This window comes from Collimonas arenae, from assembly GCF_000786695.1.
GTDB classification, from domain to species: Bacteria; Pseudomonadota; Gammaproteobacteria; order Burkholderiales; family Burkholderiaceae_D; genus Collimonas; species Collimonas arenae_A.
The window spans coordinates 2,205,658-2,232,592 of the sequence record NZ_CP009962.1; the positions used below are offsets into that span (position 1 = coordinate 2,205,658).

Annotated in this window: 22 protein-coding genes and 1 tRNA gene; 11 read left to right on the top strand and 12 right to left on the bottom strand. The window is 56.0% G+C overall.

Going from position 1 to position 26,935, the window contains the following annotated elements:
* Positions 1-73: 73 nt before the first annotated feature.
* Positions 74-1,333: an ABC transporter substrate-binding protein gene (locus LT85_RS09915; protein WP_038488058.1), complete on the bottom strand. Its 1,260-nt coding sequence runs from the start codon at positions 1,331-1,333 to the stop codon at positions 74-76.
* Between the two features lie 416 nt (positions 1,334-1,749).
* Between LT85_RS09915 and LT85_RS09920 the strand changes: the two genes are divergently transcribed.
* From LT85_RS09920 to LT85_RS09930, 3 genes are all read left to right on the top strand, one after another.
* Positions 1,750-3,102, top strand: a complete 1,353-nt coding sequence (locus tag LT85_RS09920; RefSeq protein ID WP_081992230.1) for an ABC transporter substrate-binding protein — start codon at positions 1,750-1,752, stop codon at positions 3,100-3,102.
* Between the two features lie 269 nt (positions 3,103-3,371).
* Entirely contained in the window at positions 3,372-4,085 is a 714-nt protein-coding gene (locus LT85_RS09925; RefSeq protein ID WP_172656966.1) for a response regulator, read from the top strand.
* Between the two features lie 30 nt (positions 4,086-4,115).
* Complete coding sequence (locus LT85_RS09930; RefSeq protein ID WP_038488064.1) at positions 4,116-5,603, top strand: ATP-binding protein; 1,488 nt, start codon at positions 4,116-4,118, stop codon at positions 5,601-5,603.
* Positions 5,604-5,619: 16 nt separating this feature from the next.
* On the opposite strand, the gene LT85_RS25355 is transcribed toward LT85_RS09930, so the two are convergent.
* The 4 genes from LT85_RS25355 to LT85_RS26510 all read right to left on the bottom strand — a co-directional run bounded on the left by LT85_RS25355 (position 5,620) and on the right by LT85_RS26510 (position 8,417).
* Positions 5,620-6,258 (bottom strand): cupin domain-containing protein, encoded by a 639-nt coding sequence (locus LT85_RS25355; protein ID WP_052135009.1) that lies wholly within the window; start codon positions 6,256-6,258, stop codon positions 5,620-5,622.
* Between the two features lie 11 nt (positions 6,259-6,269).
* Positions 6,270-7,166 carry a LysR substrate-binding domain-containing protein gene (locus LT85_RS09940; RefSeq protein WP_038488067.1) on the bottom strand — a complete coding sequence of 299 codons (897 nt, stop codon included), beginning with the start codon at positions 7,164-7,166 and terminating at the stop codon, positions 6,270-6,272.
* A 504-nt stretch (positions 7,167-7,670) separates the two neighbouring features.
* On the bottom strand, positions 7,671-8,096 hold the full coding sequence (locus tag LT85_RS09945; RefSeq protein ID WP_038488070.1) for a DUF4019 domain-containing protein: 426 nt from the start codon (positions 8,094-8,096) through the stop codon (positions 7,671-7,673).
* Between the two features lie 90 nt (positions 8,097-8,186).
* Complete coding sequence (locus tag LT85_RS26510; protein WP_156117485.1) at positions 8,187-8,417, bottom strand: hypothetical protein; 231 nt, start codon at positions 8,415-8,417, stop codon at positions 8,187-8,189.
* Between the two features lie 26 nt (positions 8,418-8,443).
* On the opposite strand from LT85_RS26510, the gene LT85_RS09950 reads away from it, so the two are divergent.
* A complete protein-coding gene (locus tag LT85_RS09950; protein WP_038488073.1) occupies positions 8,444-10,576 on the top strand; it encodes a TonB-dependent receptor family protein in 2,133 nt (710 codons plus the stop codon).
* 100 nt (positions 10,577-10,676) lie between these two features.
* On the opposite strand, the gene LT85_RS09955 is transcribed toward LT85_RS09950, so the two are convergent.
* Positions 10,677-11,864: an acyl-CoA dehydrogenase gene (locus LT85_RS09955; protein WP_038488076.1), complete on the bottom strand. Its 1,188-nt coding sequence runs from the start codon at positions 11,862-11,864 to the stop codon at positions 10,677-10,679.
* A gap of 206 nt (positions 11,865-12,070) precedes the next feature.
* On the opposite strand from LT85_RS09955, the gene LT85_RS09960 reads away from it, so the two are divergent.
* Positions 12,071-13,297, top strand: coding sequence for a molybdopterin-dependent oxidoreductase (locus LT85_RS09960; RefSeq protein ID WP_038488077.1), 1,227 nt, complete (start codon positions 12,071-12,073; stop codon positions 13,295-13,297).
* 9 nt (positions 13,298-13,306) lie between these two features.
* The gene (locus tag LT85_RS09965) at positions 13,307-13,648 is read left to right on the top strand and encodes a hypothetical protein (protein ID WP_052135011.1); all 342 of its coding nucleotides are present in this window, start codon (positions 13,307-13,309) and stop codon (positions 13,646-13,648) included.
* A 512-nt stretch (positions 13,649-14,160) separates the two neighbouring features.
* Here the strand turns inward: LT85_RS09965 and LT85_RS09970 are convergent.
* Together LT85_RS09970 and LT85_RS09975 are read right to left on the bottom strand one after the other, a co-directional pair.
* On the bottom strand, positions 14,161-15,276 hold the full coding sequence (locus LT85_RS09970) for an alkene reductase (protein ID WP_052135013.1): 1,116 nt from the start codon (positions 15,274-15,276) through the stop codon (positions 14,161-14,163).
* A 190-nt stretch (positions 15,277-15,466) separates the two neighbouring features.
* A complete protein-coding gene (locus LT85_RS09975) occupies positions 15,467-16,066 on the bottom strand; it encodes a TetR/AcrR family transcriptional regulator (protein ID WP_052135015.1) in 600 nt (199 codons plus the stop codon).
* A gap of 11 nt (positions 16,067-16,077) precedes the next feature.
* Here LT85_RS09975 and LT85_RS26515 point away from each other — a divergent pair, with 11 nt between their 5' ends.
* Positions 16,078-16,311, top strand: coding sequence for a hypothetical protein (locus LT85_RS26515; RefSeq protein WP_156117486.1), 234 nt, complete (start codon positions 16,078-16,080; stop codon positions 16,309-16,311).
* A 146-nt stretch (positions 16,312-16,457) separates the two neighbouring features.
* Positions 16,458-17,702, top strand: a complete 1,245-nt coding sequence (locus LT85_RS09980; RefSeq protein ID WP_052135016.1) for an MFS transporter — start codon at positions 16,458-16,460, stop codon at positions 17,700-17,702.
* Between the two features lie 2 nt (positions 17,703-17,704).
* On the opposite strand, the gene LT85_RS09985 is transcribed toward LT85_RS09980, so the two are convergent.
* The 4 genes from LT85_RS09985 to LT85_RS10000 all read right to left on the bottom strand — a co-directional run bounded on the left by LT85_RS09985 (position 17,705) and on the right by LT85_RS10000 (position 24,256).
* On the bottom strand, positions 17,705-18,169 hold the full coding sequence (locus LT85_RS09985; protein WP_052135018.1) for a DUF4440 domain-containing protein: 465 nt from the start codon (positions 18,167-18,169) through the stop codon (positions 17,705-17,707).
* A 129-nt stretch (positions 18,170-18,298) separates the two neighbouring features.
* Complete coding sequence (locus tag LT85_RS09990) at positions 18,299-19,735, bottom strand: efflux transporter outer membrane subunit (RefSeq protein ID WP_038488083.1); 1,437 nt, start codon at positions 19,733-19,735, stop codon at positions 18,299-18,301.
* Positions 19,736-19,737: 2 nt separating this feature from the next.
* Positions 19,738-22,983: an efflux RND transporter permease subunit gene (locus LT85_RS09995; RefSeq protein WP_038488086.1), complete on the bottom strand. Its 3,246-nt coding sequence runs from the start codon at positions 22,981-22,983 to the stop codon at positions 19,738-19,740.
* Positions 22,984-23,044: 61 nt separating this feature from the next.
* Positions 23,045-24,256, bottom strand: a complete 1,212-nt coding sequence (locus LT85_RS10000; RefSeq protein WP_052135020.1) for an efflux RND transporter periplasmic adaptor subunit — start codon at positions 24,254-24,256, stop codon at positions 23,045-23,047.
* 540 nt (positions 24,257-24,796) lie between these two features.
* On the opposite strand from LT85_RS10000, the gene LT85_RS10005 reads away from it, so the two are divergent.
* From LT85_RS10005 to LT85_RS10015, 3 genes are all read left to right on the top strand, one after another.
* Complete coding sequence (locus LT85_RS10005; RefSeq protein ID WP_253273707.1) at positions 24,797-25,339, top strand: TetR/AcrR family transcriptional regulator; 543 nt, start codon at positions 24,797-24,799, stop codon at positions 25,337-25,339.
* 458 nt (positions 25,340-25,797) lie between these two features.
* Positions 25,798-26,247 (top strand): transposase, encoded by a 450-nt coding sequence (locus tag LT85_RS25360; RefSeq protein ID WP_172656967.1) that lies wholly within the window; start codon positions 25,798-25,800, stop codon positions 26,245-26,247.
* Between the two features lie 172 nt (positions 26,248-26,419).
* Positions 26,420-26,495 (top strand) — tRNA-Lys (locus LT85_RS10015).
* The last annotated feature ends 440 nt before the right edge of the window (positions 26,496-26,935 follow it).

Sequence of the window (26,935 nt, forward strand, 5' to 3'; positions counted from 1 at the left end):
AGGCTTGTCGGCAAAGGATGGGGCAATCTTCACCCTATCCTTTGCCAAACAATAGCATTAATGCAAGTGATAATTATTGTTGCGGCTTGTACCACTTGGCAAAACCGGCCTGGATTTGCGCTGCCGCGTCCTTAGGCGCCAGCTTGCCGTTCAGCACCTGTGCATTGACATTCCACAGCTGGTTTTCCATGCTTGGTTCGCCGCGGTTCAGGATTTGCGCATTCAGGCGAATGGTCGACGAGCAGGATTTGCGCCAATCGATCATCTGCTTGGCGACCGGATCCTTGACCGAGATCAAGTGATCCGACAGCGAGAAGAAGCCGGTGACTTTATTGGTGTAGATGTCAGCAAATTCTTGCGAACCGAGCCAGGCCAGGAACTTGTAAGCATCTTCCTTGTTCTTTGACTTCTTGTTGACGCCCATGCCGATATCGTTGTGGTCCGAGATATAGCACTTGTCGCCGGCTTTTGGCACTGGCGGCGGGAATGCGCCCATCGAGATTTTTGAATTGTCGTTGAAATAGGCGATATCCCAGGAACCGGCAGGATAAATCGCTGCCTTGCCCAGGGCAAACTGGTTCTGGCTGTCGCCATAGGTTTGTGAGCTGGCGCCCTTGGACAGATATTTACCCAGTTTCGCTTCGTATTCGAATGCGTTGACGAAATTAGGATCGGTGAATTTTTCCTTGCCGGAAATCAGCGCCTTGCGGCCTTCTTCGCCGTGCCAATAGTTAGGACCCAGGCCGGTAAAGATGATCTGGCTGGATTCCCATTGGTCGTTGGTGCCCAGCGCCAGCGGCGCGTATTTGCCATTGCTCTTGATGGTATCGAGCACCTTGAAGAATTCGGCTTCAGTCTTCGGCGGTTGCAGGTTCAGGTCTTTGAAAATCTTCTGGTTGTACAGGAAGCCGTGGATGACCGAAGCGATCGGCATACAGAAGGTGTCTTTGCCGTCATCGGTTTGCCATGCGGTCTTGGAGGAGGAAGGGAAGTGTTCCATGCCTGGCTTGCCATCCAGTTTTTCCAGGTTACCCTTCTTGTACAGCGACAGCGAAACATCGAACGGACGGCACGCGATCAGGTCGCCTGCGGTGCCGCCGGCAAGGCGTGCGGACAGGCTGGAGTCATATTCGGTCGGTGCAGTAGGCGCAAATTTGACTTCGATGCCCGGATTCTTTTTCTGGAAAGCCGGGATCAACACGGTTTCCCACAAGGTTTTGTCGTCGACGCGCCAGCTTTCGATTGTCAGTGTGCCGGCTTGTGCCGTGCCAAAGGTCGCCAGGGCGATCAGTACGGCGTTGCGGATAGTGCGAATTCGGTTGACCGTTTGCATCTAAGTCTCCTCTTGGTTTTTATCGGATTGGATTTTGCGGCCCTCTAAGTAATCGACAAGTAGAGCAAACCGCCGCGAACAGACATTAGCACCATAAAAATTGTGCCGCTATCTTATGCATGATTCAGTTGTGGATTTTCTGTAAGGCATTGATTTTATTGGTTAAGTTAAAAATTAAACCATTTTTACAATTACATATCTTTACAGAGCGGCCTATCAATTATTATCGTTTCAGACGACAAATGCCTTAAATGCCGGTGAAGCGGTAATTTTGCGGATATAGATAACATTACGAAAACTTACGTTTCTTTACAAAACGAGAACAGCGCTAACGTTGCAGGTGGGACTTGCGCTATAGTCACACGCGTTGTGGGGAGACGAAATCAGTGTTTATAAAAAATATCAACAAGGCACACATGATTGATAGGCAACACTCGGATAACAGGGGAAGAGTAAAAAACTGGCATACAGGATATCGCAGCTGGATTGCGTTATGTGCGTTTTCCTGTCTGTTTAATTACTCGATTGGCCAAGCGGCTGCCGCCGCAGCGACGCCATCTGCAAACGTCAGCCAGCCACCGGCTTCGTTGCAGGTGTTGCACTGGTGGACCTCAGCCGGTGAACGCAAGGCGGTCGAGGTGCTGAGCAGCAAACTCGCGGAAGAAAATATCCAATGGCGCGATGCCGCCATTCCTGGCGGCGCCGGCCTCGGCGCCAGCAAGGTATTGAAGAGCATGGTGCTGGCCGGTAAAGCGCCGGAAGCGACCCAGTTGAACGGTATCGTGTTTGGCGAATGGGCCGACCTCGGCTTGTTGCTGGAACTGGACGATGTCGCTACTCCCGGAAATTGGCAAAAGCTCTTGTTTCCCACAGTCTGGTCGCTGGTGAACAACCGTGGCCATGTGGTAGCGGTGCCGCTGGGAATTCATCGGATCAACAATCTCTTCTATAACAAGAAAATCTTCGATCGCTTGAGCCTGACGCCGCCCAAGACGTGGGCTGACTTCAGCCGTGTGGCCGAGAAGCTCAAGCAGGCAGGCATCACGCCGCTGGCGCAAAGCAGCGAAGCATGGCAAGTCGCCACCTTGTTTGAAACGCTGGTGCTGGCGGAAAGCGGTCCGGCGTACTATCGGTCCCTGTTTGTCGATCTGAATCCGCCGGCCTTCGGCGATCCACGCATGACGCATGCGCTGAAGCGGTTGCGTTCCTTGAAAGAATGGATGCCGACGCCGCTCAAGGAGCGGCCATGGCCCGAAATGACGCGCGAGCTGGCTAATGGCGACGCTGCCATGTTCGTCATGGGCGATTGGGCCAAGGGCGAGTTGCTGGCATGGGGGCTGAATACCGACCAGGATTTTTCCTGCAGCACGGTGCCCGGCACCGCCGATTATCATCTGTATAGTGTCGATACCCTAGCGATGTTCGCCGGCGATTATTCGCACCAGCCAGCGCAGGAAAAACTGGCGCAGATCGTCATGTCGCAGCCGGTGCAAACCGCATACAATCAGGTCAAGGGCGCGATTTCGGTGTGGCGCTCGCCGGATCTGTCGAAAATGGACAGCTGCGCGCGCGCCTCGTGGAGTGCATTCAGCAAGGGCAGTGCGTTCCAGGCGCCGAGCCTGGTGCATCGCATGGCCGCGGACGAAACCGCAAAGGACGCCATTGTCGCCGAAGTGCATCGTTACTTTGTGGATGACAAGATGAGCGAGAGCGATATCCAGCGCAAGCTTGCCAGCATAGCGCGGACTGTCACGAAAACAGGAAATTAGGGCCTGTTAGCAGTCAATTTGGGAGATGCGTTCAAACCAAAACGTGTGCTGGCAAGGCGCGTGGCGTGGCAGGGGCAGGTCGCCCCTGCAAGCCATGCAACGCAGTCCAGCGCACGTTTTGGTTTGAACCCGGAGGGAACGAGCCGTAGGCGTCACATGCCGTTGTTGCAGCTCCTTGCCGTAGTGCCGCTACGTCGCGTCGCTACGCCTAGGCCTGTAACGCCTACGTCACGTTCGCACTCCCAAATTGACTGCTAACAGGCCCTAAAATGATGCGCAAGATACTTATTGTCGACGATGACCAGAAAACCCGGACGCTGCTAAAGGCTTACCTGGAAAAGAACCAGTATGAAGTGCGTCTGGCGCATAACGGCGAAGCATTCCTGGCCGAGTTCCAGCGCTATTCGGAAGAGTTGTCGCTGGTGATTCTCGACGTCATGCTACCGGATACCGATGGCTTCGCCTTGTGCAAAACTGTGCGGCGCAAATCGAATGTGCCGATCATCATGCTTACTGCCAGTTCTGACGAGACCGACCGCGTGGTCGGCCTGGAGCTTGGAGCCGACGACTATATCGCCAAGCCCTATAGTCCGCGCGAACTGCTGGCGCGCATCAAGGCAATCCACCGCCGCACGGGCATAGACAGCGCTGTAGCGCCGCGTTACTACCGCTTTGTCGGTTTCACGCTGGATACAGTGGAGCGTACCCTGAGCGATCCGGACGGCCAGCTGGTTGCGCTGACCGGCCTCGATTACCAGTTGTTGAAGTATTTCGTCGAACATCCGGGCGATGTACTCGACCGCGGTGTCCTGTGCGAAGAAACCCGTGGGCGTGATGTCGGTCCGCTGGACCGTTCGCTGGATGTCCAAATCAGCAAACTGCGCTTGCGCCTCAATGACGGGGGTAAAGATCCGCATCTGATCAAGACTGTGCGCGGCATCGGTTATGTATTTTCTGCCGATGTGGCTGCTTCACAAGTTTGATTCACAGATTTGATTCACAAACCTGATTCCATGTCTACAGTAACCTGGTCGGCCCGTTATAACCGGCTGCTTTCCTGGCTGTTGCCGCATACGCTGCTTGGCCGTCTGTCGGTGGTGATGGTGTTCGGCGTGCTGGTGACGCAGCTGGCCGGCGGTCTGATCTGGTCGGCCCAGCTGCGCAGCAAGGCGGAGGTCGAAACCAAGACCGCATCCCAACATCTGGCCCACAGCGCCGCCAGCGCGATCCGTTTCTTCATGAGCTTGCCGGCGAACTACCGGCCGATCCTGATCCAGCAATTGCGCGAGATGGGCGGCACGCGCTTTTTCGTCAATGCCAATGACGGCCCGATCACCATCCACAAGATCGCCGACAACCCGCTTGCCAACATGGCCTTGGGCGAGATTGGCAGCACGCTGAAGACCGATCTGCCGTTCCTGCCCGGATTCCGCCTGGCATTTGCCTGGCCGGATGAGCTGATGGTCTCGACCGACGGATTGAAGGTGGCGGATTTGCCGGACAGCTGGGTCCAGCATACCTTGCTGATCAAGCCGAATCCGGCGCCGGTGCTGGTGATCCAGACCGAGCTTGAGCCCGGCAACTGGCTCTATCTGGCTGCCCTGATGCCGAACCCTTATTTCCTCGATAGCGATAATCCTTTGTCTCCCGAGCGCCTGTTGTTGCAGGCCGTATCGTTGGCGACCGTGCTGCTGCTGTCGATCCTGGTGGTGCGCTGGACCACGCGGCCGCTGGCAGCGCTGTCGGACGCCGCCGAAGCGTTTGGCAAGGGAGAAGCACCGCCGGAGTTGCCGGAAACCGGCAGCCGCGAATTCATCAAGACCGCACGCGCCTTCCGCGCCATGCGCGAGCGCATCAAACGCTACCTCGATGATCGCGAGCGCCTGTTTGTCTCGATTTCGCATGATTTGCGCACGCCGATCACACGCCTGAAATTGCGCACCGAGCTGCTAGACGATGAAGAATTGCGCAGCGAATTCCACGAAGACCTGGATGAGCTCGACATGATGGTCAAGGGCGCCTTGCAATCGGTGAAGGATAGCGACATCCATGAAAACCGCACCGAGGTGCGGCTCGATGCGCTGATCCTGCGCATGATCCGCGACGCCCGCATGGCAGGGCACGAAGTTGCGTTCAGCGAGTCTGGCTTGACTGTCATGGCCAAGCCGCTGGCGCTCAAGCGCGCCATCGGTAACCTGTTCGACAACGCGCTGCACTACGGCCAGAAAGTGGAGGTATTGGTCGCCAGCCTGATCAATGAATCAGGCCATAACATCCAGATCCAGATTCGCGACCATGGCCCCGGCGTGCCGGAAGAAGCTTTACTCAGCCTGTTCGACCCATACACGCGACTGGAACATGGCCGCGATCAGAATGCCGCCGGCATGGGGCTGGGGCTGGGTATTGCACGCAATATTGTGCAGGCGCATGGCGGTGAGCTGCAATTACGCAATCATCCCGATGGCGGCTTGGTGGCGACGATCGTTTTGCCGGCGGACTAGAGGCGGCTTTTGATTGTTAACTACTTTTCGGCGCAAGTTTATCAATCATGTGTTGTCTCTCAGGATTCTGGCGATGAAAATCGGACAGATTTTCCGGGGTGGCGATTTTGAATTTGGCGAACTCAAACGGCCCACGGCATTCGCATGTCACGAGCCCGTATTCGCCGTTTGGGTAGGCGCCAAACCAGTCGCCAAAACCAGCCGCTTTATTTTTCTCGATAACGACGTCGTTTTCGTAGCTCGCTTCTTCTTCAGAGCGCCAATGTCCGCTCGCGTCTATTTTGGGGATGAATAAGCTGGCCCCGGATATCTGTTTGAATACTTCCCTGGTGTCTTTCAAGCTGTGCCAGCTGGAAATCGCCTCGGCAGGCAGCAGGTAAAAAATCACAGTACAGGTCTCATTGCGGATGAATTCGCGATAAAACCCGCCTTCAGGATGGGGCGCCAGTGCAAGGCCAAGTTGGATGTGCTGCGCCGTCAGGCGATGATTATCCGGGAGTTGATTGAGTGCTCCCACGTATTCTTTTATGTTGGCAGCTTCGGCAAGCAATTTGGTTTTTTCAGCAGTGGTGCATTGGCCATCCGCTGAAATGAGCCTTTCTAATTCACCAAGGTAAACGCTTAAATTCTGAATCAGTCTTTTGGGCGCGTACATCGGTTTTCCTCTTAAAAGCGATAACTTTTAGCGACATGGAGAGCGGCCTCGCGCAGATCGTGTCCGAGCTCGGAGCGGATGCCGCCGCTGGGGTAGGCAAGTACATATTTGTAGGAGATGTCGGCCTTGAACGGCCTTGTGACAACGCCATGCGGACGCCAGATCTTTGCTGCGAACGGCTCCACGATAGCAACCCCGAATCCGTTGGCTACCATCGCATAGCGGGTATGCGAAGTGTGCGTCTGGATCGTGTAGTTGGGGCGGATCGCCGCCGAATTCAGTGTCGACAGCTCACGGTCATAGGATTGTGCGCTATTGGGCATCCAGCCAATCACGTTTTCGCCATCCAGGTCCTCCGGCACGATGACCTCCTTTTGTGCCAGCGGATGTGTGGATAGCATGGCGCACAATACGGTGGCTTCCATGATCGGTTCGACTTCGATGCCGGCGAAAGGCGGAAACGCCAGGCTGAGCGCCATATCCACTTTGATATCTTGCAGACTGACCAGGATTTCCGGCACCGTGCAGCTATCGATTTTGACCGAGACGTCCGGGTGTTGCTTGAAAAAGCGTTGCAGGATTTCCGGCAGCAGGGTGGTAGACAATACTGGCAGGCAGGCAATTGTCAAACCTTCGGGCGCTTCATGGCGAATGTTACCGGCCACCTGCATCAAGCGTTCCAGTCCCAGGAAATTTTCCTCGACCGCTTTGTAAAAACGTACCCCTGCATTGGTCGGTTCGAGCCGGCCTTTAGCCCGGTTGAACAGACGAAAACCGAGGTCGGCCTCAAGGTCGGCGATCAAACGGCTGATTGCAGGCTGGGTAACGTGCATGCGGCGGGCAGCGGACACACTAGTGCCGGAGATCATCAGGGAACGAAAAGCTTCGATTTGGCGGAAACGAATCATGATGTTATGTCAATGCAAGAGTGCTGTCTCGTGGGTACATTAAGCTGCAATATGCTGCAATACGCGCTGCAACAAAAAGCCGTTAAAGCAGCGATAGTAACGGATATAACAAACAGCTATGGTACATACGAATTTGTGAGTGGACATGATATTCCATTCTTGTAACACTGTGTGCACTGAAGATGTTGTTGTGCACCACAACAATCAATGTATGTCACATTGCTTCACGCGGATTTTTGATTGAACCACGGTTCAATGATTGCTCGGGCTGATGTGAATTCTACGCCAACAGCTGAGCTGATGATTTCTGGTTATGTCCAGATTTGCCCATAAGGCACCCTGCTTATAGAGATTTCGAGGCCCTCACAAGGTGGCTTTCGGATCCCGGGGTTACGTACAACCCTCTGGATACACCTCTGTCGCTAGTGGTCACGCTGCGCATTTATCCTCTTCGGTTTTTAAATTCTCCCGCCTGTTTCGTGTTCTCCCGTATTTTTCTGGCTTTCAGCGAATGAAATAACCAGAGACTTTCCAGCTGCCGTCTTTTTCGCGCATCGGCGTGATTGTTTCGACCGCAGATTTTTTGTTTTCAAACTGGGTCTCGTACCGGATCACTACATATTCGCCATCAGGTGCGCCGGGCAAGGTGGTCGCATATTCGGTGCTTTTGAGTTCGCGCGTCTTGACGCCGCCAAGTGGCGCGCGCAATGAGCGGATACCGGTTTCCCAGGTGTTTTTTGAAATGCCGGTTTTAAAGAAGGTGCCTGCGCGTTCCCAGCTCTCTCCGTATTTTCCGGCATCGGTCAACGCCATCCATGCAACGGCTGCGGTTTGTGCCTGCTTGATGATCTCAGTTTGCTGATCGGCTCCGAAAGAGGGCGTTGCGCTATACAGGAATGCAGCCGCGACGAACGTCAGAATGGTTTTCATTTTAATTATCCTCCGGATGAAGTTGCCGTAGGTCACGCTGCGTAGTCGTGAGAATGATTGCTTGAAGTTCGTCGCAACGCGGTGTCTGAGTCAGATCAAATCATAGGGGTTGCAGCCGGTATTTGCAATGTGTCCATGTTGGCGCGCCGGCGTGTTGCAGATCGTCAGCTGCCCACGCGCAAAAACAACATGATGTATCTTTATGTTGACGATAAAAATGAGAATCATTATTATTGCGGTCGTTTGTGATCGTCCCACCGCCAGCCAGTATCTGCCGTTTCCGACCATGTCGCGTAGCAATTGAACAGCCAGTGCGACCATGATTCGTGTCTCTGGAGAAAAGCAGCATGGCAATCCTCGAACTTTCCCATCCCGATTTTCCCTCCCCCTTTTTTAATACTCGCCGCTTGAAATGCTCAGCAGCCATTGCTCTGGCCTTGGCATTGCCTGTGACGTCGTACGCGCAACAAGCCGAAGCGTCGGCAACTTCTGTCGATGAACATACTTTAGAGTCGATTCAAGTCAGCGGCGACTGGCTCGGCACCGGTTTGCAAAACAGCGTCAAGCGTTATCCTGGCGCACGTACCGTGGTCAGGAAAGAAGATATCGACGACTCCGGCGCTTCCAGCATCGGCGATGTGATGCGCCGTATTCCCGGCGTGCAGGTTAGTGACAACTCCAGTTCTGCCGGCAGCTCAGTGTCGCTGAATATTGGCGTGCGTGGCCTTGCCGGTCGCTTCTCGCCGCGTTCCACCGTGCTGCTCGATGGTATTCCGATGGCGGTTGCACCTTACGGTCAGCCGCAGTTGTCGTTTGCGCCGGTCAGTCTCAACAACATCGAAGCGATCGACGTCGTGCGTGGCGCCGGTTCGGTCCGTTACGGCCCGCAGAATGTCGGCGGCATTATCAATTTCAAGACTCGCGCGATTCCAACCGAACCAGGATTCAACGGCGACGCCACGCTGCGCACCAATAACTACACCGAGGCGGGCGGAGCCAATCGCCAGTACAGCGCCTTCGTTGGTAGCCAGCTGGATAACGGCCTCGGCCTGGCTGTGTTGTATTCCGGCGTCGATGGCTCTGGCTGGAGGACCAACAGCGGCGAAACGGTGAACGATTTTTCCTTGAAATACCGTTACCAGATCACGCCGAGTTCCGAGATCTACGGCAAGCTGTCGTACTACGATGTACGTTCGCAGACGCCAGGCGGTTTGACAGCAGCCCAATATGCCGCGAATCCTTTCCAGAATACCCGGCCTACCGACTTCTGGAGCGGCAACCGCAAGGCGGCCGACATCGGTTACCTGAATACTATTTCCGATACCCAGGAATTCGAGATCCGTACTTATTACAATGAAAGTTTCCGCCAAAGCACGCTGATCAGCGGCAAGAATCTCGGACACCAGCCGCGTACCTACCAGACGCTGGGAATTGAGCCGCGCTACACGCAGCGTTTCGACATCGGCGGCAGCACCAATGATGTGACAGTCGGCTACCGTTATATCCGCGAAACCGGCAATGACCTGGTCTATAACACCTCGGTCGCTACCGGCGCCGCTACGGCGCCATCCAGTTCTTTCGATAATTTCACCGGCGCTCACGCCGTCTATATCGACGACAAGATTTCATTCGGCGCCTGGCGCATCACGCCTGGCATACGTTACGAGCATATTCGCTCAACCCGCACCGACGTTCTCAACGGCCCGGTATTTCCGATCGATAACAACAAGGCATTGCCTTCGCTCAGCGTTGCTTACCTGTTGAACCAAAACCTGACGCTGTTCACCAATTACAGCACCTCGTTCGGTCCTGTGCAGAACACGCAGCTGAATGCCGCGATCGCCGGCAACCCGCTGGTGCCTGAAGTCGCGAAAACCGCCGAAGTCGGCGCGCGCTGGAAAAGCAGGCAGCTGTCTGCGGAGGTCACGGCCTTCGATATCCGCTTCGATAACCAGATCCAGCAAGTGGCCGGCAGTTCGCCTGCGGTGTTCCAGAATATCGGCGCCACCCGCCATGACGGCATCGAAACCGCGATCGACTATGCCTTCGACAAGGCCGGTGCGTTGGCAGGCTTGAATCTCTATGCTAACTATACTTATACCCGCGCACTGCAGAAGTCAGGTTCCACGGCTGGTCTCGACGTACCGTTCTACTCGCGCAATACTGATACCATCGGCGCCCGTTATGCTGTCGGCCCCTGGGGTTTCGATCTGTCGACAACCCACCAAAGCCGTCAGTTTGCCGACAACGCCAATACCATCGCCGAAAGTGCGAATGGCGGCAACGGTGAGATTCCAGGCTTCCGCACCTGGAATGCGCAAGTCAACTGGAAGGTGCCAGGCTTGAAGGGCACGGAGTTGCTGGCCGGCGTCAACAACCTGACCGACAAGCGCTATTTCACCCGCACTACCGATTCCAACATCGGGAAACTGGTCGGCGCGCCGCGCATGGTCTATGTACAGGGGCGTATCGTTTTTTAATCCGCTATTTGTTGTCATTGCATAGCGCCATGAATGGAAGCCTGAAGGCTTCCATTTTTGCTTTCAAGGCTGAGTCGCTATGGGCTGACGCAATCTTGGTTCAGTTAGCGAAGGCGGCGATTCCGGTTTGCGCCCGGCCTAGGATCAGTGCATGCACGTCATGCGTGCCTTCGTAGGTGTTGACTACTTCCAGGTTCACCAGATGGCGAATCACGCCGAACTCGTCGGAGATGCCATTGCCACCCAACATGTCGCGCGCCACACGGGCGATGTCGAGCGATTTTCCGCAGGAGTTGCGCTTCATGATGGAAGTGATTTCAACTGAAGCGCTGCCTTCGTCTTTCATGCGGCCCAGCCGCAAACAGCCTTGCAGCGCCATGGTGATCTCGGTTTGCATGTTGACCAGTTTTACTTGCACCAGCTGGTTGGCTGCGAGTGGCCGGCCGAACTGTTTGCGGTCCATAGTGTACTGGCGTGCCGCATGCCAGCAGAATTCGGCTGCGCCGAGTGCTCCCCAGGCGATGCCGTAGCGTGCCGAGTTGAGGCAGGTGAACGGGCCTTTCAAGCCACGCACATCCGGGAAGGCGTTTTCTTCAGGACAGAATACCTGGTCCATCACGATTTCGCCGGTGATTGAGGTGCGCAGACCGACCTTGCCATGGATTACCGGCGTCGACAAACCTTGCCAGCCTTTCTCCAGGACGAAGCCGCGGATCGCGCCTTCGTCATCCTTTGCCCAGACCACAAAGACATCGGCGATAGGGCTGTTGGTGATCCACATCTTGCTGCCGGTGAGCGCATAGCCGCCATCGACTTTGCGTGCACGCGTCACCATGCTGCCGGGATCGGAGCCATGGTCGGGTTCGGTCAGGCCGAAACAGCCAATGAATTCACCGCTGGCCAGTTTCGGCAGATATTTTTTCTTGGTAGCGAGATTGCCGAATTCAAAGATCGGCAGCATGACCAGGGAGCTTTGCACGCTCATCATAGAGCGGTAGCCTGAATCGATGCGTTCGATTTCGCGCGCGATCAAACCGTAGCTGACATAGTTCAGCCCCGCGCCGCCGTATTCTTCGGGAATGGTCGCGCCGAGCAAGCCTAGCGCGCCCATCTCACGGAAAATCCCGGCGTCGGTCCGTTCATTGCGAAACGACAGCAACACGCGCGGCGCCAGCTTGTCGCGGGCATACGCGGCTGCGCTGTCGCGCGCCATGCGTTCTTCGCTGCTGAGTTGCTGCTCCAGTAATAGCGGGTCGTCCCAATGAAAGCCGACGTGTGATGAGGACATACGTTTTCTCCAAGAATAAGCGCTTTGTGATCTACCTGTTTGGCAGGTAGATACTAGCTTTGTAATTTGCTTTACGGGTTGCCATTATCGTACTAAAGTTCTTGTCATATTACCTGATACAGTCAGCGAAGCAGGCGAGTGGTCGTGATTTGGAGGGAAGGCCTGCTCGCATTATTACAACAATGTTGCTATGGCAGGAGACCACCATGAAATTCGATGAAAACAATGGCGCGCGCCGCAAGTTTTTGCAGCAGGCAGGATTTGCGGCTACTTCATTGGCGCTTGCGCCCATGCAGAGTTTTGCCGCCGCTACGACCAGCATCCCTGTAGACAACGGTGAACGCGAACTGGTCGCGTATCCGCAAAAGCGGCCGCTGATGCGCATCACGACCCGTCCGCCGCATCTTGAAACGCCTTTCAGTGTATTCAACGAAGGGCCGCTTACCGCCAACGATGCGTTTTTTGTGCGTTATCACCTGGCGAATATTCCGACGTCGATTGATGTCGAAACTTATCGGCTGAAGATCGGTGGCCGCGTAACGCGAGAATTGTCGTTGTCGCTTGCCGAGCTGAAAGCGCTTGCGCCGGCAGTCGAAGTGATTGCGATCAACCAGTGCTCCGGTAACAGCCGGGCCTTTTCGACGCCGCGGGTTTTCGGCGCGCAACTCGGTAACGGTTCCATGGGCAACGCGCGCTGGGTCGGGATACCTCTGAAGGCGGTGCTGGAGCATGCCGGCGTGCTGGGCGATGCCAGGCAAGTCAGTTTCAAAGGCCTGGACGAGCCGGTTTTACCAACCACGCCAGCCTTTATCAAGGCGCTCGATATCGATCACGCGATGAGCGGCGAGCCGATCATCGCCTGGTCCATGAACGGAGCCGATATTCCCTTCCTGAACGGTTATCCGATCAAGCTCATTGTGCCTGGTTACTTTGGGACGTATTGGGTCAAGCACCTGAATCAAATCGAGGTGCTGGATCATGTTTTTGATGGCTTCTTCATGGCGACTGCTTATCGGGTGCCGGACAACGATTGCATGTGCGTGGAGCCCGGTAAGGCGCCAGCGAAGACGCGGCCGATATCGCGCTTGAAGACGCGTTCGTTCATTACCAGTTTGCAAGACGGTTCGGTGGTGCATGCCGGACGGCGAGTCGAACTCAAGGGGATTGCCTTCGACGGCGGTAGTGGCATCAAGACGGTTGATATTTCGGCGGATGGAGGTCGGAACTGGAAGAGTGCGGTGCTGGGCAAGGATCTTGGCAAGTATTCTTTCCGCGAGTGGCGCTTCGGTCTGACGCCGGTGCGCAAGGGGGAGCTACAGCTGATGGTGAGGGCTACGTCGAATGACGGGGAGGTGCAGCCGATGGTGGCGACCTGGAATCCGGCGGGTTATGCGCGCAATGTGGTCGAGACCACCAAAATCAGTGTCGCCTAGGAGATTGTCATGACCTATTTGAAAACGTTGCTTGTCGGGGCTTTCTTTGGCGTTGCCGGTTGGTCGCTTGGGGCGGCGGCTGCGCCTGTCAGTATTACGCTGCCGCAGGAGACTGCGCAGTTGCGGCCTTCCACTCATCCGGGGTATGTGGTGGCTACGCAGATGTGTGCGATTTGTCATTCGGCGGACTATATTAATCAGCAGCCTGGCAAGATGACGTTGACGCAGTGGACGGCGGAAGTTGCGAAGATGCAGCATGCATATGGGGCACCTTTGAGTGATGATCAGGTGAAGGAGATTGGGGAATATCTGGCGATTACGTATGGCAGCGAGAAGCCTGCTTCTCAATAGAAAAGTGGGTTCGAGGTTTTGTAGCGATCCGCTTTGCTAGTTAAATGGGGTCGGAGTTTTTTTTCGCGTTCTTTGCGAAAATTACTCTGACCCCTTTTAACGGACCACGAAGTACATTCGGTCGCATTCGATAAAAGATCGAAGTTACCTAAAACGGTTTCCGCTCCGTGGGTGCCTGCCGGGGGTGGCCCGGCAGCCAGTCACTTTTTCTTGCTTCGCCCCCTGGCCGGGCGCAAGAAAAGTAACCAAAAAGAAGGCGACCGCAAAGCCGTTGCCCGCCGTTGGCGGGTCCCCAAATGGGGCGCATGCCAGTCGGGTGGGGAAACCAACTCGCTTCGCTCAAACATGTTTCCCCACAATTCCCGCCTGGCACGCACCCCATTTGGCAACGTCCCAATGCGGGGTACTTCAAAGGCAACGTCAACGTCAACGTCAAAATCAAAAACTTGAACGAAAAAAATCCCGCTCGCCGAATTTCTTCATTGCGCAAGCGGGATTGGAGAAGACCTTGTTTATGCTTCTGTCAGTGCCGGGTAGTCGGTATAACCGTGCTCGCCGACGCCGCCATACAACGGTGCATCGCTGAACGGGACATTGAGCGGCAGGTTGTGCTGCAAGCGATGCACCAGGTCCGGGTTGGTGATGAAGGCGCGGCCGAATGCGACCAGGTCGCCGTGACCGCTGGCGATGGCTTCGCGAGCCATCATGCGGTCGTAGCCGTTGTTGACCAGCCAGGCGCCGTCGAAGCGCTGGTGCAGGGCTTCGTAATCGAACGGAGCGTTATCGCGAGGGCCGCCTGTATGGCCTTCCACCACGTGCAGGTAGGCCAGGCCGAGCTTGTTGAGCTGTTCCACCACGTAGTTGAACAGTGGTTGCGGCTGGCTTTCGCTGGAATCGTTGACTGGCGATACCGGCGACAGGCGTACCCCGACGCGGCCGCCGCCGATTTCGGCAGTGGCCGCGGCAACTACTTCCAGCAACAGGCGGGCGCGGTTTTCAATGCTGCCGCCGTAGTTGTCGGTGCGGTGGTTGGAACCGTCGCGCAGGAAGCTGTCAAGCAGGTAGCCGTGGGCGCCGTGGATTTCGATGCCGTCGAAGCCTGCTTCCAGTGCGCGTCTTGCGGTCTGGCGGAAATCGTCCACCACGCCAGGGATTTCCGCCAGGGTCAATTCGCGCGGCACCGATGTATCGACAAAACCTTCGCCGACCACAAAGGTCTTGGCGTCTGCGCGGATCGCCGATGGCGCTACCGGCGCTTTGCCGTCCGGCTGGAACGATACATGCGACATGCGTCCGGTGTGCCAGATCTGCACTACGATGCGGCCGCCTTTTTCATGCACGGCATCGGTAATTTTTTTCCAGGCAGCGACTTGTTCCGGCGTATGCAGGCCAGGGGTGTTGGCATAGCCTTGGGCTTGTGCCGATACTTGGGTTGCTTCTGTGACGATCAGGCCGGCGCCTGCGCGCTGGGCGTAATATTTCAAGTTGAGTTCGTTCGGCACATTGCCTTCGCCGGCGCGGTTGCGCGTCAATGGCGCCATGACGATGCGGTTGGCTACTTCGATGTCGCCGATGCGTGCAGGCTGGAACAGGCTTTCTTCGGTACGGGCTTCTTTGATGTGACTCATGTTGCTTCCTTCTTGAGTAAAACGCGCACAGGCGCTGGTTGATTTGGGTTGCGACTACAAACAGATTTCACAAAATCTTCAAATGACCGGTCGTCTCAAATGTGTTTTAAAAAAATCCAAATAAATTTCCCTACCCGCACTTTCTACATGATGTCGATTGCGCGGGGAGGAGATACGTATTGCAGCAAGATTATTGCGGCAAGAAAAAATGATCGAACATCAAATTGACGCAAGCGCGCACCGGCGCAGTTGAGCGCTCAATTTTCATGCGAAGCAAAGCGCCTTCCCATGCATTCCAGAAAAAATCGGCAAGTTGTTCGGCGCTCAGGTCGGTACGCACTGAACCATCGGCCTGGGCCCTGCGCAGATAGCTGACAAAGCGCTTGCGCCAGCCGCTCACCACTTCTTGCAACGTGACACGGCAAAGCTCGCTGGACTCAGACATTTCAGCGGCAAAATTGCCCAACAGGCAGCCGGCTTTTACTTCGCACTGTTCGTGATAGCTGATGATGCGTTCATAGGTGTAGCGCAGGGCGGCCAGCGGCTGTTCCGGGCCTTCGGCGAAGTACATCGACCATTTTTCGGCAAAGCCGTCGGCATAGTGCGAGATGACTTCGCCGCCGAAATCTTCCTTGCTCTTGAAATAGTTATAGAACGACCCTTTCGGCACGCCGGCCGCATCGACGATTTCCTTGATGCCCGTGCCGTTGTAGCCTTGCTCGGCAAACAATTGGAGTCCTATTTCCAATAGCGTTGCACGGGTGTCGTTGATGGTGTGAATTTTATCCATCCGGCCATTATATGACCAGTCGTCTTAAATTGCCAGGCCTTGTTGAAAATGATCTTATTGATAATGGTTTTGCAGCCTGCCTGACAATCGGCGATTTCGCTGATATTGACGCGAATTGCAAGAAAAGCCAGGGAGCTCGTCTTGTTTTACATTTTACATTTGCAATGGGAATACAAGCAGGGAGCGGTTCGAGCCGTGGCCGAGACGTTGTTCTAAGCAAATGTGTGGCAAAAGCGCATATTTAATTTTTAGAAGCCGGCAAAAATGGGCGGCAACACTGCTATGATTTGAACAACGTTCCTACTCGGAATTATTCGCGCTGCGCTCACTTATCCAGTTTTGCCGCTTTCAAAAAGTTGCCATTATTTTTACTGCATTCCGTCTATTTTTCATGCGCAAACTGTCGGCCGATCCGATGTTGCGCCATCACGACTTTCGCCGCTTCTGGCTGACCACCACCATCGCCAGCTTTGGCGAACAAATCAGCAGTCTTGCCATTCCACTGACCGCGGTATTGTTGCTGCACGCGACACCGGCCCAGATGGGCACCCTGATCGCCTTGCAGACACTGCCGTTCGCCTTGTTTTCCCTGCCGGCCGGGGTATGGCTGGATCGCCGCAGTAAATATCCGGTGCTGTTGTGGTCGGAATTCATGTTCGGCTGTGTGCTGGTGGTAATTCCGATCAGTTATTGGCTGGGTCTGCTGTCAATGCATGTGTTGTACACAGTGGGATTCATGATGGGCATCGGCTTTGTGGTGGGCGGCAGCGCTGCGCAGGTATTTTTGGCGCAACTGGTTGGGCGTGAACATCTGCTCGACGCCCAAAGCAAATTTGCTGCTACTGACTCAATGGCGCGCCTGATCGGTCCTGGCATCGCCGGCATGCTGGTGCAGGTGTTGACGGCGCCGGTGGCGGTGCTGGTGAATGCGCTCAGCTTCCTGTCGTCCTGGTGGAATCTGCGTTATTTGCGCAAGCGCGATCCCTATCCAGCACCATCCAACCGCCATCCGTTCCGCGAAATGGTGGATGGCATCAAGATGGTGAAAAATCATGAGGTACTGTGGGCGTTGGCCTGGGGCACGGCGCTGTGGCAAATCTTGTTCAACGGTTACCTGGCGCTGCAGATTTTGTTTGCCACCCGACAGCTGGGTATGTCGCCGGGCGTATTGGGCGCAGCGCAAACGCTGGGAGGCTTCGGCGTGCTGGTCAGTTCGATGCTGTTGAAACCGCTGTCGCGCAAGTTTGGCAGCGGCCGCACGATCCTGATCGGTCTCGGCGGCACGGCGCTGGCGTGGATGCTGCTGGCGATGATTCCGCCGACGCTGTTCGGCTCGTCGCTGCTGAGCGCGCTGGCTTACGGGATCGTCGTGTTTGTGTTCGATTGCAGCGCCATGCTGTATTTCATGCCGTACCTGGCCTTACGGCTCAAGCTGACGCCGGACGCTTTTCATGGCCGCATGGTATCGACAATGCGTTTCATGACGGTTGCCGCAGCGCCTTTAGGTGCCTTGTCAGCCGGGTGGATCGCAGAACATCTGGGGGTGCGCAGCGGCTTGATTGCGATTGCAGTGGGTGGTGGGCTGCTGACTTTCGGGCTGATAAAGGCGTCGCCTTTACGCGATATCCGGGATTAAGTTCAGATCTTGAACTGATCCGGGATAGCTAGTCCGTCCCGTTCATCTTCCCAGGCCAGCGACACCATTTTCCAGCCATCGTCCATGCGGACCAGTTGCACGGTCTTGACGCCATAGGCATGGAACGCCTTGCCGTCCAGCACGCCGCTCTTTTCATACACGCAGTAACGTTGGGCGATGCCGCCAAAAATATCCGTGCGCGCCGAGACTTCCTGTTCCTGGAAATCGACCAGCCGGCCGCCATTCAGCAATTCCAGGCGCGGCGCGATAAATTGCTGCAACGTATAGATTTCGCGTTCTGTATCGTTGCATCTGATGATCAAGCCTTGGGGAATGAACATGCGATGGATGGCATCGACATCCGGTTTGACGCCATTCTTGTTGGTGAATACAGAAAAGAAGGCCTTTACCAATGCGTCAATTTCAGCTTGGTCAGCGTTATGTGCAGATGGCGTAAGAGTGGACATGTTTGCGAGGGCAGGTGGGCGATGCTGAAAGACTAAACTGCCGATAATTGCCGCGCAAGCGCTTTAAAAAAATAGCGAGGTCCTGACATGAAGTCAGGCCTCGCCATTTTTCACGCTATCAACTGACGATTATTTGGCCATGGCCAGCGCTGCCGTGTTCGCAGGAGCATTCCAGCCGCCTCCCAGCGCCCGGATCAAGCCCACTGAAGCCACTGCTCGCTGACCGACGCTTTGACTCTTCGCTCGTTGCGCGGCGAGACTGGAGCGTTGCGCATCGATCACCTCAAAATAACTGGTGGAGCCATTTTTGTAGCGGGAGTCGGCGAGACGTGCGGCAAGTTGCGCCGATTTCACCGCATCCTCCTGGAAGCGGATCTGGTTATCCAGGGTCCGCATGGCGCTCAGGTTGTCTTCGACGTCCTGGAAGCCGACCAGCACCTGTTGTCGGTAATTCGCCACCACCGATTCATAGTTGGCGTCAGCCTTGGCCAGATTGGCTTTGTTGCGGCCGCCGTCCAGCAAAGGCATATTCAGTATGCTGCCAACCAGCGGTCCCAGCATCCAGCTGCGGCTAGACCACTGGAACAGGTTGTGCAGCGCATCCGAAGCGAAGCCGCCGGACGCGGTCAGCACCAGGCTCGGAAAAAATCCTGCCTTGGCGACGCCGATACGGGCGCTGGCGGCGGCCAGTTGGCGTTGTGCCTGGGCGATATCCGGACGACGTTCCAGCAAATCCGACGGCAAACCAGGCGGCACGTTGACGGTGACAGGTTGTATTGGCGCAGTCGCCAGTGTGAACTGCGCCGGCGCTTTGCCGAGCAGGATCGCCAATGCATGATCGCGCTGGGCGCGGCTGCGGCTGACGCCTTCCTGTTCGGCCTGGGTTACCGATAGCTCGGTGTTGGCTTGCGCCACATCCAGCTCGCTGGTGTCGCCGGCGTCATAGCGGTGCTGCACCAGGCGCAGGTTTTCTTGTCGCAGCTTCACGGTTTGTTGCAGTACGTCGAGTTCCGAATCAAGCGAGCGGATCGCAAAGTACTGCTGGGCGACGTCGGCCTGCAAAGCCAGCAACACCGAGCGATACGCAGCTTCCTGTCCCTCTGCGTCGAGACGGGCGGCGCGACTGCTGTCCGACAGGCGACCGAACAAGTCAACTTCATAAGACGCCCCCAATTGTGCCTGCCATTGGGTTGAAGTTGCACTGGCCGTGCCCTGGCGCGTTGGACCGAAGCCCACACCCAGCTGGAACGCGCGGTCGGCGTCGGCCAGGCCGGCGGTGGCGCGGGCTTCCTTGACGCGCGCCATCGCCATCACCAGCGTTGGACTGGACTGGGTCGCCTGGTCGATCAGCTTGCTGAGGTCGGCATCGTTGAATACCGACCACCAGGCGCCGCGGTCGGCGGCGTCGGCAGGCTGTGCGACTTTCCAGCTGCCTTCGAGGCCAGCGGTTTCGCGGTACTGTGACGGCATGTCCACTGATACTTGCTCAGGCGGTTTGGTGGTCGAGCAGCCCGCCAGCACCAGCGCCGCCATCAGCGTGGTCAGTTTCAGGTTAAATGTTTTCATGTTCAAATTCCTTCAATTTGCGCTGTAGTCGCGATTGCAGGCGCTGCGCTGCTGTGCGATGCAGAGCCGTGACCGTTGTTGTGGTCGCGATAAGCCTCGGCTTCATGCTTGGGATGTGTCCAGCGCGACGCCAGGGTGCGCAACAGTACATAAAAGATTGGCGTCAGGAACAGGCCGAAAGCGGTCACTCCGATCATTCCCGAGAACACGGCCACACCCATGGCATGGCGCATTTCTGCGCCGGCGCCGCTCGACAGGATCAGCGGCACCACACCGGCGATAAAGGCGATCGAGGTCATCAGAATAGGCCGCAGGCGCAGACGCGCAGCTTCAATCGCAGCGGCGTAGATGGAGCGGCCCTGCAGTTCCAGTTCATGCGCAAACTCGACAATCAAGATGGCGTTCTTGCACGCTAGCCCCACCAGCACGATCAGACTGATCTGGGTGAAGATATTGTTATCGCCTTTGGTCAACCAGACTCCTGCAATTGCAGAGAGAATCCCCATCGGCACGATCAGCAATACCGCCAGCGGCAGGGTCAGGCTTTCATACTGTGCGGCGAGCACGAAGAACACCAGCAGGATCGACAGCGGCAAGATGATGAACAGCGTATTGCCGGCGATCTTGTCCTGATAGGTGATTTCGGTCCATTCGTAGCTGATGCCGCGTGGCAGTGTCTCGGCCGCAATGCGTTCTACCACCGCCTGGGCCTGGCCGGTGCTATAACCCGGAGCAGGACCGCCATTGACGTCGGCCGAAGGGAAAGCGTTGTAACGTACTGCCTGGTCGGGACCATAGCTTTGCGTCATCTTCAGCAGCGACGACAGCGGCACCATTTCTCCCTTGTCGTTACGTGCCTTGAGCAAGCCGATGTCTTCAGCGTGGGCGCGGAACGGCGCATCTGCCTGGACCCGTACCTGGAAGGTGCGGCCGAACTTGTTGAAGTCGTTCACGTACAAAGAGCCCAGGTAAATTTGCAAGGTATCGAACACCGACGGGATCGATACGCCCAGCTGCTGCGCACGCACCCGGTCGACATCAGCGTACAACTGCGGTACGTTGATCTGGAAGCTGGAGAACATGCCTGCCAGTTCCGGCGCCTGGTGCGCTTTCGCCATGAATGCCTGCAGCGCATCGTTCAACGCTTGGTTGCCCAGCGCGCCACGGTCTTCGATTTGCAGCTTGAAGCCGCCGATTGTGCCTAAGCCTTGTACCGGCGGTGGCGGGAATACTGCAATGAAGGCGCCTTGGATTGCCGAGAATTTCTGGTTCAGCTGTTGTGCAATCGCTTCACCGCTCTGGTCGGCGCTACGGCGTTCGTCAAACGGTTTCAGCGTAGTGAAGACGATGCCGGAGTTAGGGCTGTTGACGAAGCCGTTGATCGACAGGCCGGGGAAGGCCACGGCGGATTCCACACCAGGCTGTTTCAGCGCGATCTCGGACATCTTGCGCATCACGTCCTCGGTGCGGTCCAGCGAGGCGGCGTCCGGCAACTGGGCGAAACCGACCAGGTACTGTTTGTCTTGCGCCGGGATAAAGCCGTTCGGCACGGTATGGAACAGCAGCATGGTAAGGCCGATCAGTACTGCGTAGACGCCGAGCGCTGCTGTTTTGCGTTTGAGAATACCGGTCACGCCTTCGCCATACAAGGTCGAGCCGCGATGGAAGACGCGGTTGAACACCTTAAAGAAACCGCCGAAGACGCTGTCGATGGCGCGCTGGAAGCCGTCTTTCTTGGCGCCGTGGCCTTTGAGCAGCAGAGCGGCCAGGGCTGGCGACAAGGTGAGCGAGTTGAATGCCGAGATCACGGTCGAGATGGCGATGGTCAGCGCAAACTGCTTGAAGAACTCGCCGGTCAGGCCGCTGACGAAAGCCAGCGGGACGAACACCGCACACAAGGTCAGGGCGATGGCCACGATCGGTCCGGAGACTTCGCGCATCGCCTTGTAGGTTGCTTCCTTGGCAGATAAACCGTTTTCAATATTGCGTTCGACGTTTTCCACCACCACGATGGCGTCATCGACCACAATCCCGATCGCCAGCACCAGCCCGAACAGGCTTAATGCGTTGATCGAAAAGCCCAGGCCCATCATCACCGCGAAAGTGCCGATCACAGAAATCGGCACTGCCAACAGCGGGATGATCGAAGCGCGCCAGGTTTGCAGGAAGATGATCACCACGATCACGACCAGCAGGATCGCTTCCAGCAGCGTGTGCACCACCGCTTCGATGGACGAGCGGACGAACTGGGTCGGATCGTAGACGATCTTGTAGTCGACGCCTTCCGGCATGTCTTTTTTCAGTTCGGCCATGGTGGCGCGGACGTTGTCGGAGATTTCCAGCGCATTTGAGCCGGGCGCCTGGAAGATCGGAATCGCCACGGCTTGCTTGTTGTCGAGCAGCGAGCGCAGGGCGTATTCGCTGGCGCCCAGTTCGATCCGCGCCACATCTTTCAGATAGGTCACCACGCCATCCGGAGAGGTACGGATGACGATGTTGCCAAACTCTTCTTCGTTCGCCAGGCGGCCGCGAGCATTCACAGAGATTTGGTAATTCACGCCAGGTACGGACGGCGAAGCACCGATCACGCCGGCTGCAACGTTGACGTTCTGTTCGCGGATGGCGTTCACCACATCGGTCGCCGCCAGGCCACGCTCAGCCACTTTGCGCGGATCGAGCCAGACCCGCATCGAGTAATCGCCGGAACCGAACAGCTGTACTGAACCGATGCCAGGCAAGCGCGCCAGGCGATCCTTGACATTCAACACCGCATAGTTGCGCAGGTAGGCCATGTCGTAGCGGTCGTTAGGCGACAGCAAGTGCACCACCATGGTCAGGTTGGGTGAACTCTTGACCGTGGTCACGCCCAGCCGCTGCACCACATCCGGCAGCCGTGGCAACGCCTGGTTGACACGGTTCTGCACCAGTTGTTGCGCCAGATCGGGCGAGGTGCCGAGTTTGAAAGTGATGGTCAGTGTCATCAGGCCGTCGGAAGTCGCTTGCGAAGACATGTAGAGCATGCCTTCGACGCCGTTGATCTGCTCCTCGATCGGCGTGGCGACGGTTTCCGCGATGGTTTGCGGATTGGCGCCTGGATACTGCGCCTTGACGATCACCGAGGGCGGAATCACTTCCGGGTATTCGGAGATCGGCAGGCTGAGCATGGAAATCAGGCCGCCGATCAAAATGATCGCAGATAACACGCCCGCAAAGATGGGGCGGTCGATAAAGAATTTAGAAATATTCATGGTGTTGGGCTCTGCCTGTATTTAACGTCGATGCGATAGAAGGTAATCGTCGGCGCCCTTGTTATTTAGCTGCAGCCACGGCCAATGCGTTCTTCGCCGGGGCGAGTTCTTCACCGCCCATGGCGACTGTCACCGGTGTGACCAGGTCGTTCGGCCGGATCCGTTGCAAGCCATTGACGACAATTCGTTCATCTTTCTTGAGGCCGGAGCGCACTACCCGCAGGCCGTCAACGATCGGCCCTAGCTTGACCATGCGATAGGTGACCTTGTTGTCAGCGCCGAGCACCATCACGTACTTCTTGTCCTGGTCGGTGCCGACCGCCTTGTCGTCGATCAATACGGCGGTTTCCGCCGCTGCGCCGCCGGTGCGCACGCGCGCGTACATACCGGGAGTCAGGGTGCCGTTCGGATTGTCGAATACGGCGCGTACCCGCATCGTGCCGGATGCCGTGTCGAGGCGGTTGTCGAAAGCCTTGATCTGGCCCTGGTGCGGATATCCGTCTTCGCTCGCCAGTCCGATCGACACCGGCAAATGACTGACGCCGGAATTGCCGACTGCGCCGTTGGCGGCGTAGCGGATATAGGTTTGCTCATCCACCTCAAAGTTGACGTACACCGGCGATACCGACACGACGGTGGTCAGGGCAGGGGAGCTGACGCCGGCCCCGACCAGGTTGCCGACCGTGATTTCAGCGCGCGAGACGCGGCCGCTGACCGGCGCTGAGATCGCGGTGTATTGCAGATTCAGGCGGGCGGTCAATACAGCGGCGTCCGCTGCTTTCAAACTGGCGTCGGCTTCCAGCAGAGCATTGTTGCGCTGGTCCAGTTCACGCTGTGCGACCGCGTGTTCTTCGATCAGGCGGCTGGTGCGGGCCAGTTCGGTTTTAGCCAGCGACAATCCAGCCTGGGCGCCGGCCTGGGTGGCGACCGCACGCGCCAGTTCTGCCTGATAAGGGCGCGGATCGATAGTAAACAGCAGGTCGCCTTTCTTGACCAGCTGGCCTTCCTGGAAATGCACGGCGTCGATAGTGCCGGAGACGCGCGGGCGTATTTCCACGCGTTCGATGGCCTCGACGCGGCCGGAAAAATCATCCCATTCGGTGACGGATTTTTCCAGTGCCGCTGCTACCGAAACGGATGCCGCTGCTGGTGGCGGGCCGGACGGCTTGGCGGCGCGGCTGGTGAGCGTGAAAGTTCCGGCGGCGGCCAGGATGACGATGCCGACGGCGATTGCAATGGCTTTGCGTGAAAATAATGGTGTCGAAGTGCGCATTTTGAGACCCCTGGTAATGAGATAAGGCGAGATGGAAAGCTGAAAAGAACTGAATCAATTGCACAAAAAGAAACTGGTAAAGAAAGCTGCAGAGAACTGTGATTCGGAAATATTGGTGTGAGCGGCTGTTTCGGATATTCCGGCCGGGCTCGGGAAGAGGTGTTTTGACAAATCAGGCAATTGCTTCAAATCACGATTAGCAATATAGAGCCTGCGAGCTGGCGGCCGATAGCCGCTTACTGCACAGTTCTTGTCTGATCCTCCAAGTCCACCTGATTGCTTTTCCTTAAATGTAAAAACGACCGGGGAATACGCAAAATCCGTTTCTGTGCGACACTTAAATTTCCTTAAGGCCATAGTTATGGCGCAAAAATCATAATTCAATAGCGATCACTACGAATTAGAGTGTGACTCTAGCGGGGTTGTTTTCCGCTGTCAAGTGGTTTAATATCGATCACTATGGAAATGACACAAACCAAGCCGCGCAAGAGGCCCGGCCGCCCTTTATCCTTCGATAGGGAACAAGCGCTGGAAAGCGCAATGCTGGTTTTTTGGCGTTATGGCTATGAAGCGACGTCGCTCAATGACCTGACCAGCGCCATGGGGATTACTCCGCCCAGCCTGTACACGGCATTCGGCGACAAGGAACGCTTGTTCCTTGAGGCGGTGGACTATTATCTGGAGAAAAAGCCCTGCTTCTTTGCCTCGATCGCTGCCGAAGCATTGACCGCCAAAGAGGCGATCCGCAGCTATCTTGAAGTCATCGCGGTGTCGCAAAGCGATCCCAAGCAGCCGCCTGGTTGTATGGTGGTCACTTCGGCCACCAATTGCACTGCGGCGTCATCGCATGTCCAGGAAGTGTTGGCGGATTACCGGATGCAAATGGAGAACGGCATCAAGGAACGTCTGGATCGTGGTATCAGCGAAGGCGATCTGGCAGCCGATACGGATACTGCAGCGCTGGCCAGTTTCCTCGTTACAGTGATCCACGGCATGTCGACGCAGGCGCGTGACAACGCCAGCCGTGAAAAATTGCTAGCGATCGGTGCGCAGGCAATGCGCGCATGGCCGGATCCGCTGTGAGTCTGCTCAGATAAAAACCCTGTTCACGAAAACACGAAAGACACGACATGAAACCAAAGCGGTTTTGTGTCTTTCGTGAATAGCTTCAGCCGGTTGTCACCCTCTCCGCCGTTGTTGATCCAGTACGGCAACCACATCCATTCCATCAAAGACGTCGTATTCATTGCAGTCGTCTCTATTGCCGTAACCCCGTTCGAAGCTGAACGCCGATACAAATTATGCCGGCCTGACCTGCGTCATATTCCCTTTGATTTTCAGACCCGTCCTATATCGTACGGCATTTCTGGTTGATAAAATGCCAAGTCTGAGCCTCGGGTGAGTTGTTATGTAGTCAGGTTTTGTAGCGACAGAACTAGTCGTTACCAGAAGCAGGCAATCGCTACCAACAGGAGAGGCAATTAGAGCAACCCCAAAAATTTCCAAAGGCCCTCACGATGAATCAAGTACAGAAACAGGAAATGAAACTTCGAGATGAGCAATGGCAAAAGCTGGAGCCTATGCTGACCGGCAAGCAAAGCGATCCCGGTGCACGTGCAAAAAACAATCGTCTGTTCATTGAAGCTGTCATATGGATCGTACTCAACAAAAGCCTGTGGCGTCACCTGCCGCAACAGTTCGGCAGTTCCAGTACGGTATACATGCGTTTCCGGCGGTGGACTGAGTGTGGTTTCTGGCGCCAACTGGCGCAAAGCAAGATTGAAGATGACGAGCTGGTATTGATGCTGGAGAAGATAGTCGAGTATGGCGATATGTATACGCAGCGCATAGAACAGCGCCTGGTCAGAAAAGCCCAGAAGACCATCTACCAATCTGCCATCAGTGCCGCCAAGGCTGTCCAGCCGGTCCGCCGTACACAGTTTGCCGCAGAGGAGTCGACGTTGCACTGGGTCGGTCTGGTGACTTCGTAATTTGCAGCCGTTCGAAAAGATCCGCAGTTGTTTCGAGTCGCCATTTGCCTGTTTTGCACAGCGTAACCAAGGCCTACCGAAGCTGGAAACAACATGAAATATTAGTCCCGATAGAAATTCATACGAAGAACTAGCAAAAATAATAAACTGCAGCTATAATTCGTCCCCTGTTGGGGCGTTAGCTCAGCTGGTAGAGCAGCGGACTCTTAATCCGTAGGTCGTGTGTTCGAATCACACACGCCCCACCAACAGAATATAAGCAAACATAAGGGTTTCCGTGAGGAAGCCCTTTTTGTTTTGTTGAGCGATTTTATTGTCCGTCCCGTTTTTGTTCCATTGGGTCTCCAACCAGGAGACTTAGCATGGCTCGAATCCGTAAACGCGGCTCTTCACAATATCAAGCACGCGTTCGCATCCAAGGATATCCCGAGGTAGCACGATCCTTCCCATCAAATGCCGAGGCTGTCCTTTGGGTTAATCAGCGAGAGCAGCAATTATTGAGAGGCCTCAGTGATGCCATTAAGGAAGCTGACTCCCTTACCCTTGGTGATGCACTTGCCAGGTATTCGACAGAGATAAATCACCAAAACCGTAGCCAATACAGACTAGCTTAGTTACAAAATTTATGTTCGTTACGAACTGTGTCAGCAAAGCACCGGGAAGGACTTGGGGATACTGTGGCAAACCA

Bases quoted from the DNA above. Each gene is read 5' to 3' on its own strand.
- LT85_RS09915 (WP_038488058.1), bottom strand. From the start codon at position 1,333: ATGCAAACGGTCAACCGAATTCGCACTATCCGCAACGCCGTACTGATC.
- LT85_RS09920 (WP_081992230.1), top strand. From the start codon at position 1,750: ATGATTGATAGGCAACACTCGGATAACAGGGGAAGAGTAAAAAACTGG.
- LT85_RS09925 (WP_172656966.1), top strand. From the start codon at position 3,372: ATGATGCGCAAGATACTTATTGTCGACGATGACCAGAAAACCCGGACG.
- LT85_RS09930 (WP_038488064.1), top strand. From the start codon at position 4,116: ATGTCTACAGTAACCTGGTCGGCCCGTTATAACCGGCTGCTTTCCTGG.
- LT85_RS25355 (WP_052135009.1), bottom strand. From the start codon at position 6,258: ATGTACGCGCCCAAAAGACTGATTCAGAATTTAAGCGTTTACCTTGGT.
- LT85_RS09940 (WP_038488067.1), bottom strand. From the start codon at position 7,166: ATGATTCGTTTCCGCCAAATCGAAGCTTTTCGTTCCCTGATGATCTCC.
- LT85_RS09945 (WP_038488070.1), bottom strand. From the start codon at position 8,096: ATGAAAACCATTCTGACGTTCGTCGCGGCTGCATTCCTGTATAGCGCA.
- LT85_RS26510 (WP_156117485.1), bottom strand. From the start codon at position 8,417: ATGGTCGCACTGGCTGTTCAATTGCTACGCGACATGGTCGGAAACGGC.
- LT85_RS09950 (WP_038488073.1), top strand. From the start codon at position 8,444: ATGGCAATCCTCGAACTTTCCCATCCCGATTTTCCCTCCCCCTTTTTT.
- LT85_RS09955 (WP_038488076.1), bottom strand. From the start codon at position 11,864: ATGTCCTCATCACACGTCGGCTTTCATTGGGACGACCCGCTATTACTG.
- LT85_RS09960 (WP_038488077.1), top strand. From the start codon at position 12,071: ATGAAATTCGATGAAAACAATGGCGCGCGCCGCAAGTTTTTGCAGCAG.
- LT85_RS09965 (WP_052135011.1), top strand. From the start codon at position 13,307: ATGACCTATTTGAAAACGTTGCTTGTCGGGGCTTTCTTTGGCGTTGCC.
- LT85_RS09970 (WP_052135013.1), bottom strand. From the start codon at position 15,276: ATGAGTCACATCAAAGAAGCCCGTACCGAAGAAAGCCTGTTCCAGCCT.
- LT85_RS09975 (WP_052135015.1), bottom strand. From the start codon at position 16,066: ATGGATAAAATTCACACCATCAACGACACCCGTGCAACGCTATTGGAA.
- LT85_RS26515 (WP_156117486.1), top strand. From the start codon at position 16,078: ATGACCAGTCGTCTTAAATTGCCAGGCCTTGTTGAAAATGATCTTATT.
- LT85_RS09980 (WP_052135016.1), top strand. From the start codon at position 16,458: ATGCGCAAACTGTCGGCCGATCCGATGTTGCGCCATCACGACTTTCGC.
- LT85_RS09985 (WP_052135018.1), bottom strand. From the start codon at position 18,169: ATGTCCACTCTTACGCCATCTGCACATAACGCTGACCAAGCTGAAATT.
- LT85_RS09990 (WP_038488083.1), bottom strand. From the start codon at position 19,735: ATGAAAACATTTAACCTGAAACTGACCACGCTGATGGCGGCGCTGGTG.
- LT85_RS09995 (WP_038488086.1), bottom strand. From the start codon at position 22,983: ATGAATATTTCTAAATTCTTTATCGACCGCCCCATCTTTGCGGGCGTG.
- LT85_RS10000 (WP_052135020.1), bottom strand. From the start codon at position 24,256: ATGCGCACTTCGACACCATTATTTTCACGCAAAGCCATTGCAATCGCC.
- LT85_RS10005 (WP_253273707.1), top strand. From the start codon at position 24,797: ATGCTGGTTTTTTGGCGTTATGGCTATGAAGCGACGTCGCTCAATGAC.
- LT85_RS25360 (WP_172656967.1), top strand. From the start codon at position 25,798: ATGAAACTTCGAGATGAGCAATGGCAAAAGCTGGAGCCTATGCTGACC.